Source organism: Streptomyces sp. NPDC104367, assembly GCF_055583825.1.
The window spans coordinates 73107-85184 of sequence record NZ_JBVJND010000029.1; the positions used below are offsets into that span (position 1 = coordinate 73107).

A 12078-nucleotide genomic window follows, 5' to 3' on the forward strand; every position below is an offset into this window, starting at 1 on the left:
TCCCGCTTCAGGGACGGACCCGGGTCCTCGCGTTGCCGGGCGAGGCGCACGGCCGGGTCTCCGCTTCGAAGATCACGAACAAGTCGGGATCTTCGTAGTGACCCGGCCGGGCCTGTGGCAGGTGCTCTCCTGCGGGTTCACCCGTCTGGCGGCATGGTCCACACCGCTGAAGGGGACCTCGCCCGTGACGCAAAGTGTTTGAGTGGATGCGTAGAGTGTTAGGTGGTGCTCTGTACCGGACCTCTCAAGGGAGACATCATGCGGTTGCGCTGTGCGTTGCCCACTGCCGTGCTCGGCTCGGTCTCGGCTCTTTCTCTGCTGTTGGGGGGCGCCGCGTCCGCGGTCGCCGGCCCGGCCGGACCCGGCGCCGTGGCGGAGGCGCAGTACAACCTCGTGGGCTTGGCCACGGGCCGCTGCCTGGACCACGACACCGGCGGCCACGCCTACACGAGGTCCTGCTCGGAGGGCTACAACCCCTACCAGCTGTGGCGGGGGCTTCCTGCGGGCAGCGGCACGCGCCCCATCCAGGGAGTGGCCACGGGCCGTTGCCTGGACAGTGACCAGTTCGGAGTCGTCTACACCAAGGTGTGCGCAGGCGGGAACACGTACCAGCAGTGGATCTTCACCGACTTCAACGGCTCGTACAGGATCAGGAACAGGGCCACCGGCCGCTGTCTGGACCACGACGTCCTCGGTAACGTCTACACGAAGTCCTGCTCGGAGGAGTACAACCCTCACCAGCGGTGGAACAAGGTGCCGCGGTAGGACCTGGACTGAACCAGGCGGCATCCGGCCGGCCGCGGTCACCCGATCTGCCGGCGCAGGCCGAGCTGGTCGAGGTCGGCGCGGCGCTCGGGGATCGGTTTCGTGGCGCGGTGGCGGGTGTTGTCGGTGAACGCTGCTCTTGCCGGAGGACTCGTCCACGCGGGTCACGCGGCATGTTCGTACGCGTGGAGGATTCCGCCGAGGCGGTCGCGTCGTCGTATGTCGAGGTGGGCGATGGCGTCCGGTTGCGCGGTGGCACCCAGGACCCGGATCCGGCGGGCCGCGTGCTCGATCACCGCGAACACGTACGGCCGCGCCCCGGTCAGGGTGACCGTCTCAGTCGCAGCAGCGCGGTCGGTCGTGTTCCCGCGGTTCCCGGCAGGCCGTCACATCGTCTCCCACCAGGACGGATGAGTTTTTCGGCAGGGGTAGGCGCAGGGGCAGGGTCAGCCTGCGGTGATCAGTTCTGTCGCCTTCTCGGCGATCATCGCTGTGGGCGCGTTGGTGTTGCCCGTGGTGACGGACGGCATGACGGACGCGTCCGCGATCATGAGGCCCTCCACCGCGACGCACTGCAGGCCCGGGGTGACCACCGCCTCCGCGTCCACGCCCATGCGGCATGTGCCGACCTGGTGGTGGTAAGTGTTGACCGCTCGTCGCACCCAGTGGGCCAATGCTTCGTCGCTGTCGTCCGTGTCCGGGCCGGGAAGGGCTTCGTAGGCGCCCCAGTCGTCCGCCAGGGGACTTTGGCGCCCCACCTCACGGCACTGCCGCACCGAGGCCACGAGAGCGTCCACGTCGAGAGCGCCGACGCACAGGACGACCCGGTCCGCGGACAGTGTCCGGCGCACGCCGTTCCGGTCCAGGACCCGGACCCCGGTCACCCGGCCACGCTCGATCACCAGCGAGTCGACGACTGTGTCGGTGTGCAGAACGAGGCGGGGGTGATCCAGCACGGGACGCATGTACGCCGCCCAGGTGGACAGCCTCTTGCCGTCGCGGAGATTGAGCCGCATCCGGGACACGCCGTCGAGTGTGCCGTCGTTGTAGTCGCTGTTGTAGGGCAGTCCCCAGGCCCGGGCGGCGTCGATGATCGACTGCTGGATCGGGGAGAGCTCAGGCTGCACCAGGTCGAGCATGCCCTCGCCGGTCGTCAGGTCCCGCTCCATGCGTTTGAACAGCGGCTCGACGGACATCCAGTCCCAGCCGGTGTTGCCCGCCGCGGCCCACGAGTCGTAGTCCCAGGCCGAACCCCGCACCCAGATGGTGCCGTTGAGCTGGTTGGAGCCTCCGACGACCTTGCCGCGAGGCAGGTGCAGGCGGCGGCCGAGCGCGTGGGGCTGCGGAGCACTGAAGTACCGCCAGTCCTCCGGACCGAGCCACAGCTCACCCACGCGTGACATGTCGTGCACGGCGGGGTTGGTGTCGCGGCCGCCCGCTTCCACGAGCGTGACCGTCGCGCCGACGTCCAGGAGCCGACGGGCGATCACGGATCCGGCGGTGCCCGCACCGAGGATCAGGAAGTCCGATGTCATGGTCTCTCCGGTGCATAGTGGTCCGCGCCGGCGCACAGCGCCGACATCGCGGAGGCGAGAGCACTCCGCGACACGAGCCGGACGGTCAGGCGCACGCCGACTTCGCGTGCCCACCCCTACTGTGATCGTCCGGACTGCTCAAACCGTGCCTCAGCCGTCTCCGTGGCGGGCTCTGTTCCGTGCACGGGAAACCACCGCCCCGTGCACCCGAAGCCGTACGGTCCGCGCACGTCGCCGCCGGTGCAGGGGTGCACCAGTCCGGTGACCAGAGGACGCGGCATCCGCCACGCGGTCACCACGGAAATCACCGCTCGTGGCGGCCGCGTCCTGCTGTTCCTCGACACGGAGCACGCCGTCGACCAGCTCACCCGGCATCTGCGGGCCGGCGCGGTGCACACCGGGGCCCTGCCACAGCGGCAAGTCCCAGCCACAGCGCACGGCACCAGCAAGGTCACGGCTGAGGGCCGTTGCCCCGGCAGCCTGGCCACGGGATCGACAACCCTCGGCCCGGCCCGAAGCCGTCCGGTGCGCCTCACCTACGAAGTCAACGCCTCGGGTGCGAGAGGGATACCCGCCGAAACGGAGCAGGATGACGTTGCCTGTGCCTCGCACCGTGCCCAGCATGACAAGCTGTGCTTGCCCACCCCCGAACCCAGGAGGTCACCATGACCGCAGAGCCTGTATCCACGGAAGGTTCGGAGCCGGCTGCCGCCTCCGAGACATCCCCTCTGGCGCCGGACAGCGACGGCAACTACGACCTCAAGCGCAAGTTCCGCGAAGCCCTGGCGCGCAAGCGCGGTGCGCAGGCGGACGCCGCTGACAGCGCCGACAAGTCCGATACGTCGAAGGTGCGTTCGGCGCACGGCCCGGCCGCGAGCCAGCGGTCGTTCAGGCGCAAGAGCGGCGGCTGAGCCGATGAGTCCCGCTGTCTGACCGCTTCACCGGCACTCGCGCCGTCCACTCGCGCGTCCCGTCCAGCGGCCCGCGACGTGCGCATGCCCGTACGCGCGTCGCGGGCGGGGCGCAGCCGGCGGACCCGCCTGGGGGGAATGCCCCAGATGCAGTTGGCACGGGTCGGTGGCGCCGCCGACCCGGAATTCCGGTGTCGCGCGCCTTGCGTGTCCCTGTGCCGCTGTGAAAATCGTCTGTTCACGTTCCCGGCAGCGGTCGCCTTCGTGCCCAGCCACGACGTGCAGGTGCCGACCTGCCCGGAGTGGACGCTGCCCGATCTGGTGCACCATCGGGTCTGGTGCACCATCTGGTCTGGTGCACCATCTGGGCGGGGTGCACCGCCGCCATGCCACCGGTTCCTCCCGCGGCTTCGGCCGCGAGCTCGCGCAAGCGGCCCTGGAGCCCGGCGACAGGCCGTCGCCCGAGACACCGACTCCCTCGCCGGACCCGCCGGCCGCCCACGGCGAGGCGCTCCGCCTCGCCGAGCCCGGCGGCTTCGCCACCGACCGGTCCGGGCCTGCCCGACCTTCAGCGGTCGCCCCTTCGTGCCCAGCCGTGCCCTGGAGCGCGGCGACAGGACCGTCGCCGATGCTCTCGGGGCCGCCACCGGAAGCCGCGGACCGCGTTGCCGGGCTGCCGGGCTGCCGGGCTGCGCGGCTCAGGCGTCGATGATGACGGGGATGATGAGGGGCTTGCGGCGATGGGTGCGGAACGCCCAGTTCGCCACGGCGCGGGCGACGAGTTGTTCGAGTTGGCGGGCGTCCCCCACGCCTTCCTCGGCCGCGGTGGCCAGGGTCTTCTCGATGACGGGGATGACCGGCTCGAAGGTGGTGTCGTCGTGGACGAAGCCGCGGGCCAGGAAGTCGGGTGCCTCGGCGAGGGCGCCGGTGTCCGCGTCGACGATCGCCACCACTGTGACCACGCCTTCGGCGGCGAGGGTGAGGCGGTCCTTGAGGGACGCTTCGGTGGCGCCGCCGACTTCCATACCGTCCACGTAGACGTTGCCGGCGGGCACCTTGCCGGTGATGGACGCGCGCCCGTCGACGAGGTCGACGACGACGCCGTCCTCGGCGATGACGACCCGTTCGGGGTCGACACCGGTACGGATGGCGAGGTCGGCGTTGGCCCGAAGGTGGCGCCATTCGCCGTGCACGGGCATGACGTTGCGGGGTTTGACGATGTTGTAGCAGTAGACGAGTTCGCCGGCGCTGGCATGCCCGGAGACGTGCACCTTGGCGTTGCCCTTGTGGACCACGTGGGCACCCCACCGGGTGAGTCCGTTGATCACCCGGTAGATGGCGTTCTCGTTGCCGGGGATGAGGGAGCTGGCGAGCAGGACGGTGTCGCCCTTGCCGATGCGGATCACGTGGTCGCGGTTGGCCATCCGTGACAGCGCGGCCATCGGTTCGCCCTGGGAGCCGGTGCACACCAGAGTGATCTTGTGGTCCGGGAGCTTCTCCAGCTCCTTCGTGCTCACGACCAGACCGGAGGGGACCTTCAGATAGCCCAGGTCACGGGCGATGCCCATGTTGCGGACCATCGACCGGCCGACGAAGGCGACCTTGCGGCCGTGCTGGTGGGCGGCGTCCAGGACCTGCTGGATACGGTGCACATGGCTGGCGAAGCTGGAGACGATGACCCGGCGCGGTGCGGTGCGCATCACCTGCTCGATCGCGGGGTTCAGCTCTCGCTCGGAGGTGGTGAAGCCGGGTACTTCGGCGTTGGTGGAGTCGGTGAGGAACAGGTCCACGCCCTCCTCGCCGAGGCGGGCGAAGGCGCGCAGATCGGTGATGCGGTCGTCGAGAGGGAACTGGTCCATCTTGAAGTCGCCGGTGTGCAGCACCATCCCGGCCCGGGTGCGGAGCGCGACCGCGAGGCTGTCGGGGATGGAGTGGTTGACCGCCACGAACTCGCAGTCGAAGGGCCCGAAGCCACGCCGGTCGCCCTCCCGCACCCGCACCGTGCGCGGCCGGATGCCGTGCTCCTTGAGCTTGGCCTCCAGGAACGCCAGCGTCAGCTTGGAGCCGACGACGGGAATGTCGGACCGCTCGCGCAACAGGTACGGCACGCCGCCGATGTGGTCCTCGTGGCCGTGGGTCAGCACCAGGGCCACGATGTCGTCGAGCCGGTCCCGGATCGAGGTGAAGTCCGGCAGGATCACGTCCACCCCGGGCTGGGTCTCCTCGGGGAACAGCACACCGCAGTCGACGATGAGCAGCTTGCCCGCGTGCTCGAAGACGGTCATGTTGCGGCCGATCTCCCCCAGGCCGCCCAGGGCGATGACCCGCAGCCCTCCTTCGGGAAGGGGCGGGGCTGCTTTCAGTTCGGGGTGCGGATGACTCATACCCTGACGGTACCCGGAGAGCGGGACGGCGTGATCCATTGCCTGTGTGTTCGTCGAGGTCCAGGACCAGGCCGGGCAGCACACGCCCCGCGCCCCGGGCAGGTCCTCACCGGGCTCGGCCGCCTGCGGCCACGCGGTCTCCCGGGCCGAATCCCTGGCCGAGCGCACCCAGGCCGGTGCCTGCCCGCGGTGCCGGGGTCGTACCACGCCGCACACGTGTCGATCCCCGAACCGGCGACACAGGCGGCCGGCCGAGCCTTTCCGGTCGCGGCCGGGGGACCGACGTCGATCCGGACCGAGGCCGACGCCGACGTGCGTCAAGCGTCGGCCGGCCTCATCGGGGCCTGGCCGGACCGGTGTTGGTGTTCAGTTCAGGCCGAGCCGTCCGGCCGGCGCGCTCCGGGGACCGGGACGAGCTCCGTTCAACGGGTGAGCGGAGTGAGTGTCGGGGTGAGATCCTCGATGGCCTGGGCCGCGTCGAGCAGGATGTCCTCGGTGAACCGGCCGCCGATGAGCTGTACGGCCGTGGGCAGTCCGGCGGCTGTGCCGGTCGGCACGCTCACCGCGGGGAAACCGAGGACCGGCACCGAGGTCATCGGCCACATCGCGGGCACGAGGCCGCGCGCGCGTACGGGGTCGGTGAGGTCCGCGTCCTGTTCGAGCGGCGGTTCGGCGCTGACCGGTGTCAGCAGGATCCGGTCGGTGCCGAGGAGTTCCTGGAGCCGGGTGATCAGGGTGCCGCGGCGTGTCCAGCCCTGGATGTAGGCGGTGAGGTCGGGGCGTTCGCCCCAGAGTTCCGCCGCGTGAGCGTAGTAGTGCTCCAGGGCGGTGCGCAGCGCGTCGTCGGCGAGTTCCCGGGCGAGCGGCAGCATCGGACGCACGTCCTCGAACAGCAGCAGGGACCACAGGCGTGCCGCCTCGGCCAGGATCGCTCCGGCGTCCGTCTGCTCCACGACGTACCCCGCGTCCTCCAGCTTGCGGACGGCGTCGTCCAGGGCCGCGTCGACGGACGGGTGCGGGGCGGCGAGGCCCACGTCCCGGACGACTCCCACGCGTACCCGGTCCCCCTGGGGCCGGTGCGCGGGCAGGGCCGGAACGCCGAACGGGTCCCGCAGGTCCGGACCGCTCATGGCGTGCAGTGCCGTGCGCGCGTCGGCCACCGTCCGGGCGATCGGCCCGTGCACGGTCCAGGCCTGGAAACTGAGCGGGCCATCGACGTCCATCTCCTGGGGCGGGCCCCAGTTGGGGATCACTCCGACCGTCGGCCGGACGCCGACCACACCGCAGCAGGCCGCCGGATACCGTACGGAGCCGCCGATGTCGTTGCCCTGCCCGATCACCGTCATGCCGGTCGCGACGCCGCAGGCCGCGCCACCGCTGGATCCGCCCGGTGTGCGGGTGCTGTCCCACGGGTTGAGCGTCCGGCCGTGCGGATCGTTCTCGGTGAACCAGCGCAGCGAGAACGCGGGCGCGTTGCTGCGTCCCATGAAGACCGCTCCGGCCGCCCGCAGCGAGCTGATACAGCTGTCGTCACCCGAGCCGAGGGCTTCGGCGGCGGCCGACAGTCCGTGACTCGTGACGCGGCCGTCGTGGGCGGTGTCGATCTTCGTGGACACGGGCACGCCGTGCAGCGGTCCCAGGGGCTCGCCGGCGGCCACCGCCTCGTCGGCGCGGGCCGCCTCCGCCAGCGTCTCCTCGGGGCGGACGTCGACGAGGGCGTTCACTGTCGGGTTGACCTTCTCGATCCGGTCCAGGAAGGACTCGGCGACCTCGACGGCGGAGATCTCCCGCGTCCGGATCCGCCGCGTGATCTCGGTCGCGGACAGCTGCCAGGGTTCCATGCGTACTCCAGGTGGGACAGAGGGACAGCGGGAAGGTGGGGGCACTGACGCCTTGTGAGTCGGCTGCCGGTGAGGACGGCTCAGCTCGGGCCGGGCGCATCGATGACGGTCAGGGTCAGGCGGGCGGGCCGGCCGGCTCCCGTCGTGAGGGTCTGGACGGTCGTCTTTCCGGTGGTGGCCAGCCAGGGGTTCTCGTCGGTTCCCGGGTGGGGCAGGTACATGGGGAAGTCGCTGGAGGCGATGTGCAGGCGCAGCCGGTGGCCGGCCCGGACGCGGTAGCCGGCGTGGGCCAGGTCGAAGGAGACGGGGGCCGGGTCGCCGCCGTCGAGGAGGCGCTGGCCGCGGACCAGCATGCGGGCGGAGCCGTCGGGGGCGACGTCGCTGAGTTTGAGGTAGACGTGGGCGCCGGGTCCGTCGGTGCCGAGGGTGAGGGTCGCGCCGACGGGGCCGGCCAGGTCGAGCGGTTCGGTGAGCGGCTCGGTGGTGAAGGTGAGGACGTCGGGCCGGTCGTGGACGGCGCTCTCGTCGGCGTTGTAGAGGACCGCGGAGAAGGAGTCGGGGATCAGGCTGGGCACCAGGTCCGCCGGGTCGTGGACCCAGGAGGCCGAGGCCGGGGCCGTGGCCGGTTCGGTGACGGCGTCGGAGGCGAGGGTGCCGCCGTGCGCGTCGCGGGCGGCGGCGGGCAGGTCGCCCAGGTGCAGTTGGACGGTGCGGGCGCCGGGCGGGGGCCAGGAGGCTGCGGTGCGCTCGCCCAGGTGTCCGTGGTTCCAGCGCACCCGCCGAAGGGTGTCGGCGGACCGTTCGCCCTTGACGAAGACGTCGAAGAACTCGACCAGGGGGTCCAGGTAGCGGGGCAGCATGCGCTCCAGCGCCGCGTCGTCGCTGCCGTGGTCGAGTTCCGGCGGTACGGGGACGTCGTCGAGGTGGTAGTTCTCGTGGTCGGTGGAGTCGGCCGCCAGGTACTGCAGGGGCGCCCAGTCCGGCCGGGAGGTGAGCTCGGTCCAGTCCGCCATGCCGAACTCCAGGCAGTTGTCGAACCAGGCGACCTGGTGGAGGACGGGCAGCGGACGGGCGTCGAAGGGGTGGCCGTGCGGGAAGGCGGCGACGGCGCGCGTCTCGGGGATGATCTTGTCCCACATGGTCATGCGGGTCCCGATGGTCTCGACGGCCTCCTCGAACGCGGAGACGAGCGGGCGGCGTTCGAGGTCGGGCGTGAACTCGTAGCTCCAGCGGTCGCTCCAGAAGGCGAGGTAGTAGAGCGCGCCGAAGAGCGGCATGACGCCCTGGCGGCTCCAGGTCTCGGGGCGGATGCCGTCCGCGCCGGTGACGCGCGGGGCGATCGCCCTGAGCGCGGGGTGGCCGGCGGAGACGGCGGCCCACTGGGTGGCGCCGTAGTAGGAGTCGCCGAACATGCCGACGCTGCCGTTCGACCAGTCCTGGCGGGTGATCCAGTCGATGGTGTCGTAGCCGTCGTCGGGCTCGTGGACGAAGGGCACGGTCTCGCCCTCGGAGCGGAACTTGCCGCGCACGTCCTGGACGACGACCGCGTAGCCGCGGGCGGTCAGGTAGGCCGCGATCCGGTCCATGAACACGTACCGGCTGTTCTTGTCGTAGGGCAGGCGTACCAGTGCGGTCGGCAGCGGGTCCTGGCGGCCGTCGGGCAGGTAGACGTCGGTGGCGAGGCGGACGCCGTCGCGCATGGCCACCAGGTGCTGGGCGGCGGTGTCGGGGACCGGGGCGGGTTCGGCGCGGTCGACGGGAAGAGGCATGGCTGTCTCCTGGAACGGTGAGGGGGAAAGGACGCGGAACAGCGTTCAGACGCTGTCGGGCCTGGCGATCCGGCGTTTGAGGATCTTTCCGCTGGGGCCCGTGGGCAGCGCGTCCGTCAGCCAGACGACGCGCGGGTACTTGTACGCGGTGACACGGTCCTTGACGAACTGCCGCAGCTCGTCGGTGGTGGCCTCGGCGCCGGGGCGCAGGACGACCGCGGCCCCCACCTCCTCGCCGAGATGCGCGTCGGGCAGGCCGATCACGGCGGCGAGCGCGACGGCCGGGTGCTCGTGCAGGACCTCTTCGAGTTCGCGCGGGTAGACGTTGTAGCCGCCGCGGATGATCATGTCCTTCTTCCGGTCGACGACGAAGAGGTAGCCGTCCTCGTCCTGCCGGACCAGGTCGCCGCTGCGCAGCCAGCCGTCGGGAACGGCGGCGGCCGTCTCCTCGGGGCGGTTCCAGTAGCCCTTCATCACGTTGGGCCCGCGGACGGCCATCTCACCGACCGCGCCGGGTGCCACGTCCTGGCCGGCGTCGTCGACCACCCGGACCTCCACGTCCGGGATCGGGATGCCGATCGAGCCTGCCTTGCGGGGCCGGTCGGGATGGTTGAAGGTGACGACGGGGCTGGTCTCGGACATGCCGAAGCCCTCCAGGACGACGCAGCCGAAGCGCTTCTCGAAGCCGTGCAGGACCTCCACCGGCAGGGCCGCGCCACCCGAGGTGCACAGCCGCAGCGTCGAGGTGTCGGCTTCCGTGCGGTGCTGGAGCAGCGCGCTGTACATCGTGGGCACGCCCTCGAAGACGGTGGCGTGATGGCGTGTCATGGCCTCGAAGACCACGGCCGGGTCGAACCGCGGTATGAGGACGAGCGTGGCACCGCTGCGCACGGCCGCGTTCATGGTGCACACCTGCCCGAAGGCGTGGAACAACGGCAGGCAGCCCACGACGGTGTCGTCGGCGGTCACGGTCCGCAGATCGAACACGAGGGCCTCCGTGTTGTGCCGCAGGCCGCCGTGTGTGAGCATCGCGCCCTTGGGTCTGCCGGTGGTCCCGGACGTGTAGAGCAGGACGGCCAGATCGTCGTCCGCGGTCTCCGCCACCGCACGCGGCGCCGTCGCTCCGGTGCCGGGACCGGTGAACGCGCCGGCGTCGACGGGCACGTGCGGCACGCCGGCCGCGCCGGCTCCCTGGGCCCCCTCGCCGTACGCCTGCCGCGACTCCAGCAGGAGTACCGCGCCGGAGTCGCGCAGGTGGTACTCGACCTCGCGTGCCTTCAGCAGCGGGTTGAGCGGTACGACGACCGCCCCGAGGCGCAGGACGCCGTAGTAGAGGCTGATGAACTCCGGGACGTTGGGAAGCATGACCGCCACCCGGTCGCCGCTACGGACGCCGTGCGCGTCCAGCAGGTCGGCGGCTCGTGCGGTGCTCTCCTCCAGTTCCGCGTAGCTGACTTCGAGGGCTTCGAAACACAGGGCGGGATGTGCGGGACGCTGCCGTGCTGTGTCCAGGAGGAACTGCGCGAGGTTGGCCATGTGCCCTCTTCGGGAGTCGTTTCCATGGGATGGTTGCGTATGGTGATGTTTTGGGTGCGCTGAGTGACCGGCGCGGGGTGCGGGCGGTCCGGAGATGGTGTCCCGGTGTGCCGGCGCGCTCGGCTTCTGGCCGAGGTCGCGTCAAGGATCTGCGGATGATCTGCGGACGAGCCGTGGGCGACGGTGCGGCCGCCGTGTACCCCGCGGTGACGCGGACCGGGCCCGGGGCAGGGCCGCGGCGCCCTCCGTCCTGTCCTTCGTGTCCGGTCCGATGGTTGTGCCGCGCCGACCGTCCGGGCTGTCTGATGTCCGCGTCGGCCTGCTGCGCGGCACGTCTGCCGTGCTCCGTGTAAGCGGGACCCTAGTGTGAACGCGGCGCGAAACCATGGGAAAAAATACGGCCGAGGCCGTCAGCCGACGCCTCGGCCGATGCCGTCAGTCGGTGCCGTCAGTCGGTGCTGTCGGACGGCAAGGTGGATGTGAGCAGCCTCTCCAGCAGGTCGAGGACCTCGTCGGCCGGGTAGTCCTCGCCGGCGAGGGCGCGGTGGAGTTCGATCCCGTCCACGGCGGCGAAGGTCAGCTCCGCGCGGGCCCGGTCGAAGATCCGCTCGTCGGATTCGACCGCTTTCGAGAACGCCTTGATGTTCCAGTGGTTCAGCTTGGCCAGGCGTGCCCGCAGCGCCGGCTCGCGCAGCGCCAGCGCGGCGATCTCGAAGTAGGCCTGGGTGGCGTCCTGGTCGGCGTACATGGACCGGACGCTCTCGAAGTAGGCGTGGAACCGGGCGTGCAGGTCCGGCAGATCCTGGATCCGCGCGGCGAACTCCGCGGTGGGGCCCGAGTACAGCCGGTCCATGAGGGCCTCGATGAGCCCGTGGCGGGTTCCGAAGTGGTACGAGACGGTCGTGACGTCCACATGGGCCTCGCGTGCCACCGCCGCCAGCGTCAGCCCCTTGGTGCCCGAGCGCAGCAGGACCCGGTGGGCCGCGCTCAGAATGGCGCGGCCGGTCGGCGAGCCGCCGAGCGGGCCGTGGTCCAGGGGGGTGCCCTCGCCGGGCCGGCGCCGCACGACCTCTCTCGGGCGTCCGCGACCGCGTCGCTCGCTCGGCTCGTCGCCCATGGCGCCCACTCCTCGATTTATTCCCATGGTTTTGCGTTGCGGAGAGCCTAACCTCACGCACACACCAAGTGACCAGGCGAGAACCTCGACGGATCCGAGGTTTCCGCGTCCCGCCCCCTGATCAGGCACGTCCACACCCTGATGTCCCGCCTTGGCCGGTCGGCCGGCCGACCACGGCCACACGGCATCTGCCTCCGGCCACCACCCGGCCCGGGCCACG

Annotated in this window: 8 protein-coding genes and 2 pseudogenes; 3 read left to right on the forward strand and 7 right to left on the reverse strand. The window is 71.0% G+C overall.

Annotated elements, in window-relative coordinates; all coding sequences use genetic code 11:
* Nucleotides 1-258: 258 nt before the first annotated feature.
* On the forward strand, nucleotides 259-765 hold the full coding sequence (locus ACZ619_RS34200) for an RICIN domain-containing protein (protein WP_469607372.1): 507 nt from the start codon (nucleotides 259-261) through the stop codon (nucleotides 763-765).
* A 242-nt stretch (nucleotides 766-1007) separates the two neighbouring features.
* Here the strand turns inward: ACZ619_RS34200 and ACZ619_RS34205 are convergent.
* A pseudogene (locus ACZ619_RS34205) lies at nucleotides 1008-1103 on the reverse strand (integrase core domain-containing protein); the annotation flags it as partial.
* A 108-nt stretch (nucleotides 1104-1211) separates the two neighbouring features.
* Nucleotides 1212-2300: a GMC family oxidoreductase gene (locus ACZ619_RS34210; protein ID WP_469607374.1), complete on the reverse strand. Its 1089-nt coding sequence runs from the start codon at nucleotides 2298-2300 to the stop codon at nucleotides 1212-1214.
* Between the two features lie 282 nt (nucleotides 2301-2582).
* Here ACZ619_RS34210 and ACZ619_RS34215 point away from each other — a divergent pair.
* Both ACZ619_RS34215 and ACZ619_RS34220 read left to right on the forward strand, forming a co-directional pair.
* Nucleotides 2583-2739, forward strand: a pseudogene (locus ACZ619_RS34215) (DEAD/DEAH box helicase); the annotation flags it as partial.
* 226 nt (nucleotides 2740-2965) lie between these two features.
* Complete coding sequence (locus ACZ619_RS34220; protein WP_469607376.1) at nucleotides 2966-3211, forward strand: DUF5302 domain-containing protein; 246 nt, start codon at nucleotides 2966-2968, stop codon at nucleotides 3209-3211.
* Between the two features lie 698 nt (nucleotides 3212-3909).
* On the opposite strand, the gene ACZ619_RS34225 is transcribed toward ACZ619_RS34220, so the two are convergent.
* From ACZ619_RS34225 to ACZ619_RS34245, 5 genes are all read right to left on the reverse strand, one after another.
* Complete coding sequence (locus ACZ619_RS34225) at nucleotides 3910-5595, reverse strand: ribonuclease J (protein WP_469607379.1); 1686 nt, start codon at nucleotides 5593-5595, stop codon at nucleotides 3910-3912.
* Between the two features lie 422 nt (nucleotides 5596-6017).
* Nucleotides 6018-7436 (reverse strand): amidase, encoded by a 1419-nt coding sequence (locus ACZ619_RS34230; RefSeq protein ID WP_469607381.1) that lies wholly within the window; start codon nucleotides 7434-7436, stop codon nucleotides 6018-6020.
* Nucleotides 7437-7516: 80 nt separating this feature from the next.
* Complete coding sequence (locus tag ACZ619_RS34235) at nucleotides 7517-9205, reverse strand: CocE/NonD family hydrolase (RefSeq protein WP_469607384.1); 1689 nt, start codon at nucleotides 9203-9205, stop codon at nucleotides 7517-7519.
* A 45-nt stretch (nucleotides 9206-9250) separates the two neighbouring features.
* On the reverse strand, nucleotides 9251-10741 hold the full coding sequence (locus ACZ619_RS34240) for a long-chain-fatty-acid--CoA ligase (RefSeq protein WP_469607387.1): 1491 nt from the start codon (nucleotides 10739-10741) through the stop codon (nucleotides 9251-9253).
* A gap of 448 nt (nucleotides 10742-11189) precedes the next feature.
* Nucleotides 11190-11858, reverse strand: coding sequence for a TetR/AcrR family transcriptional regulator (locus tag ACZ619_RS34245; RefSeq protein WP_469607389.1), 669 nt, complete (start codon nucleotides 11856-11858; stop codon nucleotides 11190-11192).
* Between the last annotated feature and the right edge of the window lie 220 nt (nucleotides 11859-12078).

Excerpts from the sequence above, each read along its gene's own strand:
- ACZ619_RS34200 (WP_469607372.1), top strand. The coding sequence starts at position 259 with ATGCGGTTGCGCTGTGCGTTGCCCACTGCCGTGCTCGGCTCGGTCTCG.
- ACZ619_RS34210 (WP_469607374.1), bottom strand. The coding sequence starts at position 2,300 with ATGACATCGGACTTCCTGATCCTCGGTGCGGGCACCGCCGGATCCGTG.
- ACZ619_RS34220 (WP_469607376.1), top strand. The coding sequence starts at position 2,966 with ATGACCGCAGAGCCTGTATCCACGGAAGGTTCGGAGCCGGCTGCCGCC.
- ACZ619_RS34225 (WP_469607379.1), bottom strand. The coding sequence starts at position 5,595 with ATGAGTCATCCGCACCCCGAACTGAAAGCAGCCCCGCCCCTTCCCGAA.
- ACZ619_RS34230 (WP_469607381.1), bottom strand. The coding sequence starts at position 7,436 with ATGGAACCCTGGCAGCTGTCCGCGACCGAGATCACGCGGCGGATCCGG.
- ACZ619_RS34235 (WP_469607384.1), bottom strand. The coding sequence starts at position 9,205 with ATGCCTCTTCCCGTCGACCGCGCCGAACCCGCCCCGGTCCCCGACACC.
- ACZ619_RS34240 (WP_469607387.1), bottom strand. The coding sequence starts at position 10,741 with ATGGCCAACCTCGCGCAGTTCCTCCTGGACACAGCACGGCAGCGTCCC.
- ACZ619_RS34245 (WP_469607389.1), bottom strand. The coding sequence starts at position 11,858 with ATGGGCGACGAGCCGAGCGAGCGACGCGGTCGCGGACGCCCGAGAGAG.